The 18173-nt window shown below is 69.3% G+C and carries 17 protein-coding genes; 13 read left to right on the top strand and 4 right to left on the bottom strand.

What is annotated here, in order from left to right:
- Positions 1–79: 79 nt before the first annotated feature.
- Positions 80–658, top strand: a complete 579-nt coding sequence (locus tag ACN20J_RS01565) for a TetR/AcrR family transcriptional regulator (RefSeq protein WP_055612963.1) — start codon at positions 80–82, stop codon at positions 656–658.
- Between the two features lie 56 nt (positions 659–714).
- Here the strand turns inward: ACN20J_RS01565 and ACN20J_RS01560 are convergent, their stop codons facing one another.
- Entirely contained in the window at positions 715–2415 is a 1701-nt protein-coding gene (locus ACN20J_RS01560) for an FAD-dependent monooxygenase (RefSeq protein ID WP_419664931.1), read from the bottom strand.
- Positions 2416–2618: 203 nt separating this feature from the next.
- Here ACN20J_RS01560 and ACN20J_RS01555 point away from each other — a divergent pair, with 203 nt between their 5' ends.
- The 9 genes from ACN20J_RS01555 to ACN20J_RS01515 all read left to right on the top strand — a co-directional run bounded on the left by ACN20J_RS01555 (position 2619) and on the right by ACN20J_RS01515 (position 10866).
- Complete coding sequence (locus ACN20J_RS01555) at positions 2619–3026, top strand: nuclear transport factor 2 family protein (protein ID WP_419664930.1); 408 nt, start codon at positions 2619–2621, stop codon at positions 3024–3026.
- A gap of 20 nt (positions 3027–3046) precedes the next feature.
- Entirely contained in the window at positions 3047–3694 is a 648-nt protein-coding gene (locus ACN20J_RS01550) for a VOC family protein (protein ID WP_419664929.1), read from the top strand.
- Positions 3691–4530, top strand: a complete 840-nt coding sequence (locus ACN20J_RS01545) for a fumarylacetoacetate hydrolase family protein (RefSeq protein ID WP_419664928.1) — start codon at positions 3691–3693, stop codon at positions 4528–4530. The genes ACN20J_RS01550 and ACN20J_RS01545 overlap by 4 nt, the downstream gene beginning before the upstream one ends.
- Before the next feature lie 110 nt (positions 4531–4640).
- A complete protein-coding gene (locus ACN20J_RS01540) occupies positions 4641–5384 on the top strand; it encodes a methyltransferase domain-containing protein (RefSeq protein ID WP_326732725.1) in 744 nt (247 codons plus the stop codon).
- Between the two features lie 119 nt (positions 5385–5503).
- The gene (locus tag ACN20J_RS01535; protein WP_361922258.1) at positions 5504–6496 is read left to right on the top strand and encodes a hypothetical protein; all 993 of its coding nucleotides are present in this window, start codon (positions 5504–5506) and stop codon (positions 6494–6496) included.
- Positions 6493–7593, top strand: coding sequence for an alcohol dehydrogenase catalytic domain-containing protein (locus ACN20J_RS01530; protein ID WP_419664927.1), 1101 nt, complete (start codon positions 6493–6495; stop codon positions 7591–7593). Before ACN20J_RS01535 ends, ACN20J_RS01530 begins: the two co-directional genes overlap by 4 nt.
- A gap of 67 nt (positions 7594–7660) precedes the next feature.
- On the top strand, positions 7661–8545 hold the full coding sequence (locus tag ACN20J_RS01525; protein ID WP_419664926.1) for an SDR family oxidoreductase: 885 nt from the start codon (positions 7661–7663) through the stop codon (positions 8543–8545).
- A gap of 300 nt (positions 8546–8845) precedes the next feature.
- Positions 8846–9733 (top strand): alpha/beta fold hydrolase, encoded by an 888-nt coding sequence (locus ACN20J_RS01520; RefSeq protein ID WP_419664925.1) that lies wholly within the window; start codon positions 8846–8848, stop codon positions 9731–9733.
- A gap of 164 nt (positions 9734–9897) precedes the next feature.
- A complete protein-coding gene (locus tag ACN20J_RS01515) occupies positions 9898–10866 on the top strand; it encodes an amidohydrolase family protein (RefSeq protein ID WP_419664924.1) in 969 nt (322 codons plus the stop codon).
- Between the two features lie 75 nt (positions 10867–10941).
- On the opposite strand, the gene ACN20J_RS01510 is transcribed toward ACN20J_RS01515, so the two are convergent.
- Entirely contained in the window at positions 10942–11571 is a 630-nt protein-coding gene (locus tag ACN20J_RS01510) for a TetR/AcrR family transcriptional regulator (protein ID WP_361922251.1), read from the bottom strand.
- A gap of 532 nt (positions 11572–12103) precedes the next feature.
- On the opposite strand from ACN20J_RS01510, the gene ACN20J_RS01505 reads away from it, so the two are divergent.
- Genes ACN20J_RS01505 through ACN20J_RS01495 form a run of 3 tightly spaced genes read left to right on the top strand, consistent with a single transcriptional unit; the run spans position 12104 to position 15919 of the window.
- Entirely contained in the window at positions 12104–12748 is a 645-nt protein-coding gene (locus ACN20J_RS01505) for a (2Fe-2S)-binding protein (protein ID WP_361922249.1), read from the top strand.
- Positions 12749–12752: 4 nt separating this feature from the next.
- Positions 12753–13733 (top strand): FAD binding domain-containing protein, encoded by a 981-nt coding sequence (locus tag ACN20J_RS01500; protein ID WP_419664923.1) that lies wholly within the window; start codon positions 12753–12755, stop codon positions 13731–13733.
- Positions 13730–15919 (top strand): xanthine dehydrogenase family protein molybdopterin-binding subunit, encoded by a 2190-nt coding sequence (locus tag ACN20J_RS01495; protein WP_419664922.1) that lies wholly within the window; start codon positions 13730–13732, stop codon positions 15917–15919. The genes ACN20J_RS01500 and ACN20J_RS01495 overlap by 4 nt, the downstream gene beginning before the upstream one ends.
- A gap of 207 nt (positions 15920–16126) precedes the next feature.
- On the opposite strand, the gene ACN20J_RS01490 is transcribed toward ACN20J_RS01495, so the two are convergent.
- Positions 16127–16792, bottom strand: coding sequence for a response regulator (locus ACN20J_RS01490; RefSeq protein ID WP_189845610.1), 666 nt, complete (start codon positions 16790–16792; stop codon positions 16127–16129).
- On the bottom strand, positions 16789–18051 hold the full coding sequence (locus ACN20J_RS01485; RefSeq protein ID WP_419664921.1) for a sensor histidine kinase: 1263 nt from the start codon (positions 18049–18051) through the stop codon (positions 16789–16791). The genes ACN20J_RS01490 and ACN20J_RS01485 overlap by 4 nt, the downstream gene beginning before the upstream one ends.
- Between the last annotated feature and the right edge of the window lie 122 nt (positions 18052–18173).

Raw genomic sequence — 18173 nt, 5'->3', positions numbered from 1 at the left:
CGCTTCATTGCCGTCAGGCCGGTTCAGTTCGCTGACTACACTCAGTTGAGACGAGCTGAACACATCAGAGGAGCCCGGAATGCCGCGGAACCGCCAACAGATCCCCCGTGAAGAGCGGGCAGGTGATCTGCTGGCCGCGGCCACCGAGCTTTTTCTCGCCAAGGGGTACGACAAGACCACGATGGCGGACATCAGTGCCGCCGCCGGGGTGGCCAGGGGCAACGTGTACTGGTACTTCGACTCGAAGGACGACATCTTCGCCGCGGTGATGGACCGGATGCTCAGCCGCGAGATCCGTACCCTCAGTGCGGAGCAGGCGGGCGCCGACCCACTGAGCCGGCTGGTGCGGGGGCTGTCCGACATGCGCTATTCCCGGCCGCTGCACCAGGCCATGCACGACCGGCTTCCGCATTCGGAGGCGGTTCGGGCCGCCCACAACACCTTCCTGGGCTGGATCGTCGGACTGGTCGACGAGGTCATGGCTGAACACGGCCTCGACGGCGACCCCGACATCGATGCCACGCTCCTCCGCGACACCGTGGTCACCGTGTTCGAAGGCGCGCACGTGCCCAATGACCGGAACCGACCGGCACACGAGATGCTCCGCTTCCTGTTGGAGTCCGTCCTGGCCGGGCGTTCACCGGTCAAGAGGGCGTGACTGCTGACCGTTGATCGCGGCGGGCTGGAGTCGCGACGGCCGGAGTTGGCGAGTGGTCAGAGTTGGCCGGTGGCGACTCCCGCCGACACCGCCCGCGCCTCCATGACCGAATCCGTGGCCGGATTCCCGGCCTCCGCCCCGCGCAGCCGGTCGAGTACAGCCCCGGGGTCGGCCGGGGCCTGCTCGCCCCGCCACCCGACATGCCCGTCGGGGCGGACCAGCACCAGCGGCCTCTCGTAGAGCCTCGCCGCGGCCGGATCGGCGAGGCGCAGCACCGTCAGCGGCACGCCGCGCTGGTGTGCGGCCTCCACCAGCGCGGACGGGTCCGCCGGCCCCGAGACCACGAGCACGAACCCGCGGCCGAAGTGGTCGAGCACCGAGCCGCCGTCGGGCAGCCATACGTGCGGTGCGCGGCAACCGGGCCAGGTCGACGGGACGTAGTCGTCCGGCTCGTCGGGCGGCTCCGGAGTACCGTCCGGCACGCAGATCGGGGAGCCGCTGTAGCGGTATCCGAGCTGGATGCCCGTGCAGCGGAACTCCTTGCCCCTCGACCGGCGGATCATCTTGCCCATCTCACCGCGGACCCGGTCGCCCTCCGCGTCCGCGCGGCCGAGTGCGGCGTCGGGTGCGAGCTCGGAGTCGGACCGCCAGTTGCTCGAAGCCTCCGTGACATTGCGGACGGCGATCGGCCGCCGCTCCGACTCGTAGCTGTCGAGCAGTGCGGGGCCCGCCCAGCCCTGAAGGACCGCGGCGAGCTTCCAGCCGAGGTCGACGGCGTCGCCGATCCCGGTGTTGGCACCGAAGCCTCCCTTGGGCCACAGCAGATGCGCCGAGTCACCCGCGAGGAACACCCGCCCCGCGCGGTAGCTGCGGGCCACGACGCAGTGCCCGCTCCAGGGCTGGGCGGCGAGTATCTCCACGTCGATGGGCGCACCTACGGCTTCCTGCACCCAGGCGACCGCGTCCCCGGGCTCCGGCTCTTGCTCCAGGTAGACCGAGAGCCGCCACTCGTCCACGCCGTTGACCACCGTGATGTACGGCCTGCGCGCCGACGACAGTGTGTGGATCTGCACCGCCGGGCCGCCCAACCGCTCCCGGAGCAGGGACGGCAGTTGCGGCGCACGGAAGTGCACCGCGAAGTTCTGGCCCTGCGCGAACATGCCCTCGAACTCGACGCCCAGCGTCCGCCGGACGCTGCTGCGGCCTCCGTCACAGGCCACGAGGTACGCGCCGGCCAGTGTCTCGGAGGCGCCGCTCTCCAGGTCACGCACCACGGCGAGGACACCGTCGGAGTCCTGCTCGAACGTCTCCAGACGCGTGGCGAACCTGATCTCCACCGAGGGCAGACCTCGCGCCGTCCGTTCGAGCAACGGCAGGAACGAGAACTTGGACAGGAACGCGGGACCCTCCGGCGTCAGCGGGCCGTACATGCCGGGAGACCGGTTCGTGACACCGTAATCGAATTCGGCGAGTACGTGTCCCGTCACTGACGTGGCGAACACCGTGCGGTGCGGATAGTCCGTGGGCGGTGCCGACTCCGCGCGCGCCTCCTCCGCACAGCCCCAGCGCCGAAGGTGTTCCATGGTGCGGGAGAAGATCGCCTCGCCCGCCGGGAAGGGCACGCGGCCGTCGCCTTGGTCGATCACCGTCACCGGCACACCGCGCCACCCCAGCTCGATCGCGAGCGAGAGGCCCACGGGGCCCGCCCCGACGACCAGGACACGCCGGGATTCGGCTCTTTCGTTGCGGTCAGACACAGGGGACCTGCCTTCCTGAACACGGGTTGGATCAATCGCGACCCAAACTCTTGAACCGGAGTCAGACTCGCATGTCCAGGCTGTTTTTTGGAAGAGCGATATGTATCAGGCATCTTTCGGCAAGGTGGGTGCGGTGTTACGCTTGACCCCAGTTCAAGAGATAGGGGAACGTCGTGGTGTCTCCGGCGGATCGAAGGGATGCTGTGGGCCACTGTCGGGCCCTGGTCGTCAGCTACCACCGCGACATCGACAGCGGCCGGGCCACCGCCGGGATCGGCGCGTTCGCCGACGACGCCGAGTTCGAGGCACACGGCCGGGTCTTCCGCGGACGGGACGAGATACTCGGCTTCCTCAAGGCGCGAGAGGCCGACACCGGACGGCAGACCGTCCATGTGCTCGCCAACGAGGTCGTCACCGGTCATGACGACGAGGACGACGGAAGTGGCCGCAAGCGGGTCGAGCTGCAGGCCATGGTTCTGCTGCACGTCCGGCAACCCGACGGCGCCTATGTCTTGGACCGCGTCCTCAACACCGTTCACCGGTTCCGCCACGCCGGCGGGGAGTGGCGGATCACGCACCGCACCTCGAGGCCGCTGCACCCCACCGTCTGACGGACAAGGAGTCCCTCACGATGACGACCACCCCCCAGAGCACGGCCGCCCCCGCGGCCACCGAGACACAGGCCGTCGCGCTGCAGATAGCCGAGCTCGTACTCAAGACCGGCCGCTACGACGACATGGCCGCCTTCTACACGCACGTACTGGGACACGGCCCGTTCTACGAGCGGACCCCCGATCCCGACTCCCCACCGCGTCCCGCGGGGATGCCCGAGCGAGCGGTCGATGTCCGGCTGGGCTTCTTCCGTGTGCATGACGCCCCGCACAGCAGTCAGGTCCTCGCGCTGTTCGGCATCGACAGCCTGATCGGGACCGACTCGTCAGGGCCGGGCCTGCATCACTTCCAGTTCGGTGTCGGCTCGCTCGGTGAACTGGTCACCCAGGACGAGCACATGGCGTCCCTGGGTGCGCGCCCGCACCGTGCCGCCAACCACGGCCAGGCCACCAGCTTCTACTACCGCGACCCGGACAGGAACATCGTCGAGTTCTCCTGCGCCAACTTCGCCACCACCGAGGAAGAGGTGGCATTCATGTCCGGCCCCGTCTTCGCGGCGAACCCCTCCGGCCTGGAACTCAACCCCGACCGCTTCGTCGCCCGCTACCGAGCAGGTGACCCCAAGGACGAGCTGCTGCGCCTCGACAACCAGGCGGTGGCCCTGTGACCAGGCTCGTCAGCACGGCCAAGGGGATCGGCAGGCTGGAGGACGACGGTGAGACCGTCGCCCTCCTCGACCTCGACGCGACCGACATCGGTGCGGCCCTGCAGTCCGGCCTCGACATCGCGTCCATCGCCACGGCCGCGGTCCGCGACCGGATACCCATGGCCCAGGCCCAGCTCGCCGCGCCCGTCCCCAGGCCCTCCAAGATCTGGGCGGTGGGTTACGCGTACGCCGGTCACCGCACGGAAGTGGGGTACGCCGGCACGGCGGAGGACCCGGTCATCTTCCTGAAGGCCCCGTCCTCGGTGATCGGCACAGGAGAGCGGATCCGCCTCCCGAAGGCGGCCCCGGACGAGGTCGACTACGAGGGCGAACTCGCGGTCGTCATCGGCAGGCGCGCAACGGACGTGCCGGAGGCGGACGCGTACTCGTTCGTTGCCGGCTTCACGATCTGCAACGACGTCAGCGCGCGCGATGTCCAGAAGGGACGGGTACCCGGCCGGGCCGCCAACGTCACCGCGGCCAAGAGCTTCGACACCTTCACCCCCATAGGCCCCGCCCTGGTCACGCTCGACGAGTTCGCCGATCCTGATGACCTGCACCTGCGCACCTGGGTCGCGGGCGAGCTCCGCCAGGACGCGCGTACCTCCCAGCTCATTCACCCGGTTCCCGCGCTGGTCTCCTACCTGTCGCGGCAGACGACCCTCGAACCCGGCGACGTGATCGCCACCGGAACCCCGGCCGGAGTGGGGCACAAACGAGGCTTGTTCCTGCGATCCGGGGACGAGGTCCGGATCGAGATCGAGGGCATCGGCACCCTCGCGAACACCTGCGCCTGACGCGCGGAGGCCACCCTGAGGATGCCGGAGCCGTGGCGTCCGGGAAGTCGGCAATAGTCAATTCTGGCGGCCATCGCAAGAGCGACGGCCCAGTCGTAGGAGGCAATCAGGTGACCAGCGATCCCAAGAGCAGTTTCGGCGGCGGAAACCCGTGGGACCACATTCAGCCGTGGGACGAGGAAATTTTCGGGAAGGAAGTCCACGACAGCACCCTGCAGAACAAGTGGGGGACCGCCGTGTCGATCGCCGGCGGGCTGCCCTACATCTGGAGGGAGCTGGCCCGGCCGATCTCCGAAATCGTCTATGGCCTCCTCGAACTCCGCGCCGGAGACAAGGTCCTGCTCATCGGCGAGGGCATCGCCCCTGCGGGGTGGGTGGAAGACATGCGGGAGATCGTGGGACCGGACGGCGTCGTGGATGAGGTGGAGATCATCCACGAGGGCCGCAAGGCGGTCCTGGGCAAGCTCCCCGGGCGGAACGGTCAGACCGGCTGCTGGCGCTGGGACTACGCCGACTCGAAGGCCGACGAGCAGTACGACTGCGTCGCGGTGCTCCAGGCGACCCAGCACTGCGACGACTGGGAGGAGGCGGCCAGGGACCTGCTGCGCGTGATGAAGCCGGGCCGCCGCATCGTGCTGGCCGAGTCGGTCCTGAAGGGGCCGACGTTCACCGCACGCATCAACTCCGACGTCCACCTCCGGCAATGGTTCGACAAGCTGTTTCAGCAGGTCTCCGTCGAAGACATTCCCTACTGGTCCGGCGAAGAGGTCCGCGAAGCATTCGGGGACACCGTCGACAGCCCGCAGCTGATGGAATGGCGCGGAATCGAGATGTTCTGGGGACGAAAGAAATAACAGCGCCGGCAGCACCGAAATCGCTCCGAAGAGACCCCGATCCTGCCGAGTTCCCGCAGCGGGATCGGCTGACAACCCGAGCCGCATCAAGCGACGCCACCCCGAACGAGGAGGTAGCCGTGAGTGTCAACGAGGACCTCATGGTCATGGCATCGGACCAGCCGCTGCAGAGCGTCGTCCGCGACGAGCACCTGCTGCTGGCCCCACCGCATCCGTCCAAGGTGCCCATGAAACTGTGGGACGAGCAGCCGCCACTGACGGTGGTGCATTACCCGCAGGAGTACCAGGCAGAGGCGTTCGCCCCGCCGCGCGGTGTGTACGAGAACGACGAGCTCCGCGTCGAGTGGCAGAAGATGGACGGCCGGCAGCCCTTCTATCACCGCAACTGCGACGTGGACGAGCTCTCCTACCAGATCGCCGGCGAGCGCACCCTGATGACCGAACTCGGCGTGGTCGAGCACCGGCCCGGCGAGTTCTCCCGCATCCCCCGGGGCGTGGCCCACGACAACTACGGCCGCGCCGCAAGCCACCTGCTGTTCTACATCCCCGCGCCGGTCGCCGAGCTGGTTCCGGCCCAGCGTGAGTCCCAGGCGGTGTTCCCTCCCTTTCCCGGCTGGCAGCCCGCCCCGGCCAACGAGGCCGTCAGCTGGAACCTGGGCACACCCGGTCGCGACATCACCATCTTCGGGGTCGACGAACAGCAGCTGCTCGAACATGTTCACAACGACGACCGCCGGCTGCAGGTACTGCGCCCCGACCGTTCCCAGGACACCACCTGGCTGTACGGCACCGACCGAGTCCGCATCGGCCTCGTCAACACCGTGCCCGGCGGTGAACGCCGCTACCGCCGCACCCTCGACGCCGACGAGATCCAGTACCAGGCCAACGGCCACCGCACCCTGATCACCCAGCACGGTCTGGTCGACCTCGAGCCCGGCGACTTCGTGCGCATCCCGCTCGGGATCTCGTACGCCAGTGTCGCGACCGAGGCGGGCGACTATGTCAGCCTGCTCTCGCGCAGCGAGGTGCCGCAGGTCGCCAAGACCTCCCGTACCGCCGACCGGTACTCGCCCGAACGGCTCGCGGCCCTCACCACGGAGGTCCACTCATGACCACGATGCTTGCCCTGCGCGCCCATCGCGACGCCAGCACCCTGGTCCTGGAGGACATCCCCGTTCCCGAGCCCGGTCCGATGGACGTCGTCGTGCGGGTCGCCTCCGCCGGCCTGGCCCCGGGGATCATGCGCCTGCTCAAAATGGGCGCGTTCAAGCATCTGCCGACCACCCTCGGCTTCGAGGCCGCCGGCACCATCGCCGCCGTCGGCAGCGACGCCACCGGCGTCCGCATCGGTGACCGGGTCAGGGCGCACACCCTCCTGAACTGCCGTACCTGCATCTACTGCCGTACCGACCGCGACATGATGTGCTCGCAGCAGTCCATGATGGGCTACGCCGCTTTCAACGACTCCTCGATGCCCCTCTACGACGAGTACCACAACGGCGTGCTCGCCGAATACGTACGCATCCCGTACTGGCTGGTCGACCCGCTGCCGGAATCCGTCGGCTTCGACATCGCCGCCAAGGTTCTCACCATGGGCAACGCGGTACGCGCGCTCAAGTGGGCCGAGCTGCCCATGGGATCCACGATCGTCGTCACCGCCGCGACCGGTGCCATGGGCAGCGCGACGGTCAAGCTCGCGAAGCACTTCGGTGTCGCCGACCTCATCCTCGTCGGCCGCCACAGAGACCGGCTCAAGGCCGTCGCCGGGCTGTCCGGTGGCATCCCGACCAGCGTCGTCGCCCTGGACGAACTCCCCGACGACTGGGCGACCACCGGCGCGCTCTCCGGCAGGCTGCGTGAACTGGCACCCGGCGGAGCACACGCGGTCCTCGACTACGTCCCCGACGGGCCGGTCACCGGTCAGGCCATGGCCGGGGTTGCGACCGGCGGCGCACTGGTGCACATGGGAGGCAATATGACGCCGCTGCAGCAGTCACCGATGGCACTCATGATGAACATGTGGCGGTTCGTCGGGACCCGCGCCTGTACCCGCAACGATGCGCTGGAAGTCCTGCGCCTGCTGGAGACCGGTGCGCTCACCGCTGACGAGCTCATCACCCATCGGTTCCCGCTCAGCGATGCGATGGGGGCAGTCGACGCTGTCCAACGCCGTGACGAACCCATGTGGATGCCCGTGATCAATCCCTGATCCTGGGCACGAGTCCGTCATCGTGTTCCGCGAAGCCATCGAGGATCCAGTGAGAGGAAACCGGAAAGTGTCCGAAACGGAAGCCGTACGCAGCGAAGAGCCGCCTCTGCTCGCGGTGATCGGGGCGGGCGGGCTCTGTGGCAGGTACCTGTTGGAGGCGGCGCGGCGGTCTCCGTTCCGGGTCCGTGCGGTGGTGCACGGGCCGGCGGGCCGTGCACGGGTGGCCGCCCCGGCCGCCGACGAGATCGTCGAGGCCGATCTCGCGGAGCCCGACTCCGTCCGCCGGGCGGTGAAGGACGCAGACTCCGTGTTCATGATCCCGCCGGCGTTCCACCCGGAGGAGGACATCTTCGCGATCAGGGCGCTGGAGGCGGCCGAGGACGCGGGCGCGCGCCGGTTCGTGTACCTGTCCGTTCTTCACCCGCACACCCCCGGGCTCCGTCACCACCTGCGCAAGGCCAACGCCGAGGCCGCCGTGCGGGGTTCGGACCTGGACTGGACGATCCTTCAGCCCTCGATGTTCGCCCAGATCGTCCTGTCGACGTGGGGGAGGGCTCCAGCCGGGCAGGTCGACGTGCCGTTCGACGTCGATCACCGGTTCTCCTTCATCGACCTGCGTGAGCTCGCCGAGGTCGGCGTCAAGGTGCTGTCCGAGCAGGGCCACGACTCGGCGACCTACGAACTGGCGGGACCCACCACCACGCCGGCCGAGGCCCTGCGCATCGCGGGACGTGCACGAGGCGTGGAGCTCGAGGCGCGGACAGTCGACTGGGCAAAGGCACCGCTCCCGCCAGGAGTGGCGGACGATCCGTCCCGGGGCCCCGACATGCGTGCCATGTGGCAGGACTACGACCGGCACGGCCTGCACGGCAACAGCAACGTCCTGCGGATGCTGCTCGGCCGCGAACCCGCGTCCTTCGCGGAAGCGACCGCCGCGTTCGCCGTCCGCTGAGATCCCGCATCGTGCCCAGGACCACCAGCAAATCGTGACGGCCCGCCGGAAGAACCGGCGGGCCGCCACGACGGCATGTGTCGGAGCGAACACCTGGATCCCGCCGAGGCGCCGTCGTCCGGCCCCGGCCACTTCCGGCTGATCGGGTTCGCCGACCAGGACTTCACCGTCGGCTCTCTGTGACGTCGACGCGCTTCTGGCGGCGACGGCGGAGATCTCCAAGGAAGTTCGATCGTCTGACGACGTCAACCCGAAGTGGAAAGTCGCCACCGTCACCAGCGAAGAAGGGGACTCGGCCAAATGTCCGTTTCGAAGAAGGGCCGATTCGGCCAAGGGATGCCGCTCGACGGACGTTGGACCACAACGGAACGAAAAAACACTCCACTCCTGGTGGGCCTGCACGGCGGCGGTTACGACAGCCGCTACTTCGACGCTCCAGGTTCCTCACTGCTCAGCCGGGCAGCTGCCGCGGGCTTCCCGGCCCTCGCTCTCACGCGCCCCGGCCATCCCGCCGACGAGGAGTCCGCTCGCCGGCAACCGTCGTTCGCCGAGGCGGCTGCCATCATCGCCGAAGCGATCGCCGATGCCTGGCAGCAGTTCGGCGATGGACGCCCCGGCGTCGTGCTGCTCGGCCATTCGATCGGCGGAGCGATCGCCGTGCACATAGCGGCTGCCCGAACACTCACGTGGCCGTTGCTCGGGCTGACCGTCTCCGGTGTGGGCGACGTCATCTCGCCCCGCGCGATGGAGCAGTTCACGCGCTTGCCGCCGGGCACCGCCGTCGACTTCCCGTTCGAAGCCACGCGCCCAGTGCTCTACGGTCCGGACTGGACGCTGGACAACCCGGCGCTGGCCGGGGCCGCCGATCTGCCCGTCACCACCCCATCAGACGACATGCTCGAAATGCCTGAATGGGCTGAGAATCTGCCGAGGATCGCACGCGCCGTGGAAGTGCCGGTCCAGTATGGGCTCGCTGAATTCGACGGTTTCTGGTCCGTGTCGGAGGAACGGGTCGGCGCTTTCGGCCGGCTCTTCTCTCGAGCGCCATTCGTCGACGCATCGCTCTGGCGTGGGGCCGGGCACAACATCGAACATCACCGGCTCGGCGACGCCTACGTCCGCGCAGCGCTCGTCTTCGCCGAGCGCTGCGTAATGGAACGGCGCCGTCCGGCGACCGACAGCGCATAGGCGTGGCACCAAGGACATGCTCAACCTCCCTCGCCCGCATGAGGCCCACGAAGTCCGCCAACGCCCCCTGCCGAGCTCGACGGCATGGACTGGGAAGGCTCCGCCGCCTGAACCGTCCCCGCCACAGGCGTCGACCCGAAACCTGACCTGACCAGGAGATCACAGTGAGCATCGCCCATGGTCCCGGCTTCATCGACGTCCACGCCCACTACGTGACGGACTCCTCCGTCGCCCGGGCCCGCGCCGCAGGCCATGACCTGGCCGACGGTATGCCGTGGGCCACCTGGTCGGTCGAGGCGCACCTTGACCTGATGGACCGCTCGGGCATCGACACGGCAGTGCTGTCGGTGGCGTCTCCAGGTCCGCACTTCGGTGACGATGGCGCCGCCCGCGAGCTCGCCCGGGAACTCAACGAGGAGGGAGCCCGGGTGGTACGCGACCATCCCGGCCGCTTCGGCCTGTTCGCGTGCCTGCCGCTGCCCGACGTCGACGGCGCCCTGGCCGAGATCAAGTACGCCTTCGATTCGCTGGACGTCGACGGAGTGATCCTCAAGACCCACACCCGTGGGGTCTACCTCGGTGATCCTCGGCTCGAACCCCTCTTCGCCGAACTCGACCGCCGTGGCGCGATCGTCCTGCTGCACCCCACTTCTCCGGTGTGCTCGGAGGAGACTGCCCTCGGACACCCGCGCCCGGTGATCGAGTTTCTCTTCGACACCACCCGCGCCGTCACCAACATGCTTTTCGCCGGCACTCTCGAGCGCTACCCGAGGCTGCGGGTGATCGTTCCGCATTGCGGCGCCGCCCTGCCAGTGGTGGCCGACCGCGTCAACAGCTTCCTGCAGTTGTTCGGCCCCGACCGAGACGGTGCTCCGGACGTTGTCGCCCAACTGCGCCGGCTGTACTACGACACCGCCGGTTTCTCCCCTCTCACCCGCCAGGTCCCTGCCCTGCTCAACCTGGTTGCCCCCGAGCGGCTGCTGTTCGGTAGCGACTACTGCTGGACCCCGGCCCCCGTTGCGGAAATCCACACCGCCACGTTCGCCGACACGCCGGCCCCCATTGACGGCACCACCTGGCAGTCCCTGACCACCGCCAACGCCCACCGCCTGCTGCCCCGCCTGGTCGGTTGAGCACCCAGCTTCGCTGCGGATGCTGCCGAGGCCTGTGAACTCAGGCTTCCACACCGCTCAGGCGGCCCATCCTGGTCAAGCGCTCCGGGAACCGACGGGCCGTAGGCCGTTCAGGACGGTGTCGACGATCTGTTCGGCCAGTCCGTCCGGGAGGTCGGGGTCGTGGCGTATGAACGCGCGGGTGAGCAGGGGGCCGACGAACATTTCGACAGCCAGCTCCAGGTCGACGTCCGTACGGAGTTCCCCGTTCGTCCGGCCTCGGCGGAGTATCTCCAGGCCGAGGTCGCGCCGGGGAGTGATCACGCCGGAGCGGTAGGCGGCCCATAGTTTCGGGCTGCTCCTCATCTGGGCGTGCGCGTTGTGCAGGATCGCCGACAAGACGCTGACCAGGCTGCGTTGGCGCAGCGACTCCAGCAGCACGACCAGGTCGTCGCGCATCGAGGTGCCGGGAAGCTCGGGCTCTGCGGGCTCGGCGGCACGCATGACGTCGACGAACAGATCCTCCTTGTCGCTCCAGCGCCGGTAGATGGCGGCCTTGCCGACGCCGGCGGAGCGAGCGATGCGTTCGATGGAGACATCAGCCAGCGGAACACCGTCCTCCAGGAGCTGCATCACCCCGTCCAGGATGGCCTGTTCCACGGCTTCGCTGCGGGGACGACCGCGGGTGGATCCGTGCGACGGCGGGCGGCTCTCGGGACTGCTCATGGCATCCCGTCCTTTCGCTCGCGGTGCGCCGATGTACGTCGCTCGGCCGGCTGCGGTCCTCGTGGATGGCGTCGCCCCGACGGAGCCCTGGCAGCGGCATGTCGAACGACCAGGTGTCCTCCTGGACGGTCCCGGCGGGGTGTCGAATTAAATAAGCATGAGTGTAAGGGTGATTGATACAGTAACGCTTGCTTGATAGTCATCAGGAGGTTAATGCTTGGCAGGTGTTACGAATCCCGGCCTCCATCCCCGAGGGCTGCTTGGTCAGCGGTGCCGACTGTGCCTCGTCCCTGTCCGCCGGCTACGACTCCGTCCCGGTGCCCCGGTGGAGTGGATGCTTCTCCCGGGCTGAAAGACCAGTGCGCCGCGCTCGACGCGCTTCCGGGAGCCGATTCCGTCCCGTCCTCCTCCGCCTTTACGTCACCGGGAGCGGCTGCCTGCCCGGGCGACGCGAGCGGTGCGCCTTCGCGGAGGCCGCAAGGGCATCGGCACACCTGACAACCGCCCGCGTCACCAATGAGAGAGAGTGGACATGTCCACCGAACCTCCCTTCCATGTCGTGACTCCCCCCGCCGATTCCCCGGCACCGCCCACCCGGCGTACCTTCATCGCCACGACGACCGCTGTAGGAGGAGCCGCCGCGGTCGGCGGCCTGGCCGCGGGATCGTCCGTGTTCGCCGCCGAGGAAGCGGACGCCGTCGAGGCGCCACCTGGCAGCCGTGTCGCCTTGACGGTCAACGGTGTCCGGCGCACCGTCACGGTCGACAACCGCACCTCGCTCCTCGACCTGCTGCGTGAGCATCTCGACCTGACCGGTTCGAAGAAGGGCTGCAACGCCGGGGCCTGCGGCGCCTGTACGGTCCTGGTCGACGGACGCCGGGTCAACTCCTGTCTGACGCTGGCCGTGCGTCTGGAAGGCGCCGAGGTCACCACGATCGAGGGCCTGGCCAAGGGCGACCGGCTCCACCCGTTGCAGCAGGCGTTCATCGACCAGGACGCCTTCCAGTGCGGCTTCTGCACGCCGGGGCAGATCGTGTCCGGTGTCGGGTGCATCCAGGAGGGTCACACCGGTTCGCCGGAGGAGATCCGGGAGTGGATGAGCGGCAACCTGTGCCGCTGCGGCTGCTACGTGAAGATCGAGCGCGCGGTCGAGCAGGCCGCCGGCCGGAAGGGCTGATCCCATGTATCCCTTCACCTACACCAAGGCCGCGGACACGCGCGAGGCCCTCAACGCCGGTCGGCGCGGCGGGCGTTACATCGCAGGCGGCACCACCCTCGTCGACCTCATGCGTGAGACCGTCGAACACCCCGACACGCTCGTCGACATCAGCGCGCTGCCGCTGCGCGAGGTCACCGTCACCGAACGAGGGGGCCTGCGCATCGGCGCCCTGGTGCGGATGGCCGAGGCCGCCGCCCACCCCAAGGTGCGCACCTTGTACCCCGTTATCTCGCAGGCGCTGGAGCTGAGCGCATCCGCCCAGCTGCGGAACATGGCCACCATCGGCGGCAACATCATGCAGCGCACCCGCTGCACCTACTTCCGCGACGTGAGCGCCGACTGCAACAAGCGCGACCCCGGCTCGGGCTGCGCGGCGCTCGAAGGCTTCAACCGCACCCACGCGATCCTCGGCACCTCCGACGACTGCGTGGCCACCCACCCCTCCGACGTCGCCGTGGCCTTCGCGGCACTGGAGGCAAGAGTGCACCTGCTGGGCCCGGACGGGGAACGCCATGTCGCCTTCACCGACTTCCTGCTGCGGCCGGGCAGCGCCCCGCAGCGCGAACAGGCCCTCCGGCAGGGCGAGTTGATCACGGCGGTCGAGATCCCGGCCCTTCCGCGCCCTCTGAAGTCCGGCTACTTGAAGGTGCGCGACCGGCAGTCGTACGAGTTCGCGCTCACGTCGGCCGCCGTCGCACTGCACGTGCGCGGTGGCGTGATCCAGGAGGCGAAGGTGGCCGCCGGGGGAGTGGGCACGGTGCCGTGGAAGCTGCCCGCCGTCGAGTTGCATCTCGTGGGTGAGCGTCCCTCGGCGTCGTTGTGGGCGGCCGCCGCGCAGCAAGCGGCCGTCGGGGCCCGCCCCCTTGCGCACAACCGTTTCAAGGTCGAGCTCCTCAAACGCACCGTCGAACGCCAGCTGAGCACCGTAGGAGGCACCAAATGAGCCCGCAGCCGCAGGCAGCCGTCGGTGCGGCGGAGCCCCGGGTCGACGCACGGCTGAGGGTGACCGGTAAAGCGAAGTACGCCGCCGACAACAGCCCCGACGGGGTCGTGCACGCGGTTCTTGTCGAGAGCAGCGTCGGCCGGGGCCGTGTCACGGGCGTCGATGCCCGTGCCGCCGAAGCCGAAGCCGGCGTCCTGAAGGTGATCAGTCACCTCAACGCGCCCAAGCTGCCGCCCGTCCAGGGGGGATTCCCGCCGGGCCAGCGGCTGCGTGCCTTCCAGGACGACCGGGTCCGGTTCTTCGGTCAGCCGGTCGCGGTCGTGGTGGCGACCACGCTGGAGAGTGCACAGCACGCCGCGAGCCTGGTGCGGGTCTCCTACGATGCCGAGTCCGTCGCGACCGACATCAGCGTCGCCGAACCCGCCGACGACCCCGAGACCTATGCACGCGGCGACGCCGACGCAGCCCTGGAATCCGCCCCGGTCCGGCTGGACCTGACGTACCGGATGGCCCGCAACCACCACAATCCGATGGAGCCGCACGCCACCGTCGCCCGCTGGGACGGTGACCGGCTGACCGTCTGGGAGAAGACCCAGAACGTGGTGGGCGCCGTGCGCACCCTGGCCGGTGAGTTCGGCATCCCGCCCGGCAACGTCCGCGTCATCTCGCCGTTCGTCGGCGGGGCCTTCGGCAGCGCCGCCCGGACCTACGTGCACGCCGTCACCGCGGCCCTGGCCGCCCGCGAGGTGAAACGCCCCGTGAAACTCGTCCTCACGCGCAGGCAGTTGTACTTCGGCGTGGGATTCCGCCCCGCATACGAGTACGACCTGAGCCTCGGCGGCAACCGGCAGGGCCGCCTGACCGCGTCGGCGCACGACATCCGCACCGAGAGCTCCCGCTACGAACGGCACAGCGAACACGTCCTGGAACCCGGCCGGATGCTCTACAGCACGCCCAACGTCCGTCAGGCCTACCGTCATGTCCCGCTGGACGTGAGCACGCCGTGGTTCATGCGCGGCCCCGGCTACGCCAGCGGCGCCTTCCCCGTCGAGTCTGCGATGGACGAACTCGCCCACGAACTGGGCCTGGACCCGATCGAGTTGCGACTGCGCAACGAACCCGCCGACGACGAGTCGACCCATCTGCCGTTCTCCACCCGTCGCCTGCGTGACTGCTACCGCGCGGGCGCCCGCGAGTTCGGCTGGCACCGGCGCAACCCCAAGCCCCGCTCGACGCGTGACGGTGACTGGCTCATCGGTATGGGGATGGCCGCCGGTGTCTACGACACCCAGCGCAGCGCGGCACAGGCCTCGGTCAGGCTCGACGCCGACGGCACCGCCCTGGTGCAGTCCGCGACCAGCGACATGGGTCCCGGCACCGCGACCTCCATGACCCAGGTCGCCGCCGACGCCCTCGGCCTGACCATGCGTCAGGTGACGTTCCGGCTCGGCGACTCCCTCATGCCGCCGGCCCCCGTCCACGCCGGCTCACAGACCATGGCCAGCGTCGGCTCCGCCGTGCAGGACGGCTGCGACAAGCTGCGGGGGCAGGCCATCACGCTTGCGGTCAACGACGACGGATCACCCCTGCACGGAGCCGACGCCGCAGACATCGTCGTACGAGGCGGCCGGCTGTATGCGAAGGACGAGCCCACCCGCGGGGAGACGTACCGGCGGCTGCTGGCCCGCAACAACCGCACCCACCTCGAAGCGATGGGCTCGTACGCCGGGGCGCCGGAATCGGAGAAGTTCTCCTTCTACGCCTACGCCGCGACCTTCGCGGAAGTGGCCGTCGACGCCCGTCTCGGCCTGGTGCGGGTCCGGCGCATGGTCGGCGTGTACGACGCCGCCCGGATCATCAACCCGAGGCTCGCCGACAGCCAGGCCATCGGGGCCATGGTCGGCGGTATCGGTCATGCCCTCCTGGAGCACACGGTCACCGACCACCGCGACGGCAGGATCGTCAACGCGAACCTCGCCGACTACCTCGTGCCGACACACGCCGACATGCCTGACATGAAGGCGATCTACATCAAGGGCGAGGACTACGAAGCCGACCCCATCGGCGTCAAGGGACTCGGTGAGATCGTCATCGTCGGAGTGGCACCGGCCATAGCCAACGCGGTCTTCAACGCCACCGGCCGCCGCATCCGCGAACTGCCCATCACCGCCGAAGCACTGCTCTGAGCCTCCGGGTGGCCGGTGCACCCACCTGGTCACCCGGCTATCGGGGCTCTCAAGTGTCCGGCGGCTTGCGATGCCGCGCTGTCGGGCACAGTCCGCCGCCACGTCCTCTCCCCCAGGACGCGGCGGCGGACCCCTCACAAGTCACCCCGCACGCTGTCAGGCGGCGCAGCCGACCGGCATCCGGCGTACCGAGTGGTGTGCGGTCGGTCATGCGCCGGGGTGGGCGTAGCCGTTCTGGTAGGCGATCACGACGAGTTGGGCGCGGTCGCGGACGCCGAGCTTGGTCATGATGCGGTTCACGTGGGTCTTGGCGGTCGACGGCGAGATGTGGAGCTGTTCGGCGATGGCGTCGTTGGAGAGTCCGGCGGCCACGAAATGGAGCACTTGGCGCTCGCGGTCGGTCAGGGCTGTCAGCGCCGGGGTCGGAGTGCTCGTCATGTCGGGTGAGGCGAGGTAGTGGGAGATGAGTGTCCTGGTCGCCCTGGGTGACAGCAGCGCCTCTCCGCGGGCGACCAGCCGGATGGCGTCGAGGAGGTACGAGAGCTCCACGCCCTTTCCGAGGAACCCGCTGGCCCCGGCGCGCAGCGCGTGGAAGACGTGCTCGTCGGCTTCGAAGGTCGTCAGGATCAGCACCCGGACGCCCGCGAGGTCTTCGTCCGCGGAGATGGCGCGCGTGGCGGCGAGGCCGTCCATGTCCGGCATCCGGATGTCCATCAGCACGACGTCGGCACGGGTGCTGCGGGCCAGCGCGACCGCCTCTTCGCCCGTGGCAGCCTCTCCGACGACCTCAAGGTCCGGCTCCGACTCGATGAGCATGCGGAAGCTGGAGCGTACGAGGGCCTGGTCGTCGGCGAGCAGAACGCGGACGGTCATCCCTGCCTCCCGTTGGCGGCGGTCGCGGGCAGGGCAGTGCCCGGGCGGTCCGACGTGCGAGTGTCGGTCGGTGGTCCGGCGGTGGGCAGCGGTAGACGTACAGCGAGACGGAAACGACCGTCGGCGTCTGCACCGGCATTCAGGCTGCCGCCGACCGCGTGGGCGCGCTCGCGCATGCCCGTCAGCCCGTGTCCGGTGCCCGTCGCCGCGCACAGGCCGGAGTCCAGGGCGTTGGTGATCCGGATGCGCAGTTCGTCGGGCCCGTAGTAGACGAACAGGTCCGCCTCGGCGGTCGCGCCGTGTTTGTGCGCGTTGGTCAGCCCCTCCTGGATGACGCGGTAGGCGGCCAGGTCGATGGCGGTCGGCAGGGGGCGCGGGTGTCCGGACTGCCGGTGGCGGACGCTCAGCCCGGCGGCGGTCAGCGATTCGAGGAGCCCCCCGAGGCGGGACAGGCCGGGCACGGGCTCGGTCGGCTGCGCCTCGTCGGTGGTCTCGTCGCCGGACTGGCGCAGTACGTGCAGCAGCGGGCCCAGTTCGTCCAGGACCGTGCGGCCGGCGTCACGGATGTGGCTGAGCGCCACCTCGGCCTGATCCGGCCGGCCCCGCAGGAAGTGACCGGCGACCCCTGCCTGAATGGTGATCAGGGCGATGTGGTGGGCGATCACGTCGTGGAGTTCCCGCGCGATGCGCAGCCGCTCCTCGGCGACCCGGCGGCGGGCCTCTTCTTCCTTGCCCGCCTCCGCCCGCAGCGCTCGCTCCTCCATCGCGGCGGCGTAGTCGTGCCAGGTGCGTACGGTGGCCCCGACGGCGGCGAACATCCCGGTCCAGGCGAACACGGCGCCGGCCTCCGGGCCGGCGGCCGAATCCGTCGCATAGGTGATGACCGCGTACAGGGAGAGGGCTGTGCCCGCTACGGCGATCAAGGCGGTCCGCCGACGGACCGTTCGGGCCACGGTGTATACCGCGATCAACGCGGCGATTTTCAGCACCCGTGACGGATACGACGCGAGGACGGTGAAGGCCACCTCCCCGAGCACTGTCAGCGCCAGGACGGGCAGCGGGGCCCGGCGGCGGGCCAGCAGAAGCAGGAAAGCGGCCGCCGCGGCGACGGCGTCGGCGCCCGAAGGTTGTACGCCGTCGGGCCACCGTCCGAACAGCAGGGGCAGCAGGCCGATACCGCCCACGAGGGTGGCGAGGGCGGCATCCAGGAGGCGCGGGTGAGTGCCGGTCACCCGTTGCAGCGACGCCGGTCCGATCACGGCTTCACCGTTCCTTAGTACAGGTCCTCAGTACAGATCCTCGGTTTTGGACAGATGCGGCCGCCTGTCCTCACGCCTGAAGACGTACGCGCGGGTCGACGGCGTGACCGCGACAACCGGGA

This window comes from Streptomyces sp. 2-1 (genome assembly GCF_048564895.1).
GTDB classification, from domain to species: domain Bacteria; phylum Actinomycetota; class Actinomycetes; order Streptomycetales; family Streptomycetaceae; genus Streptomyces; species Streptomyces phaeochromogenes.
Note: the sequence above shows the minus strand (reverse complement) of the source record. Positions and strands in the feature narration are given on the sequence as shown.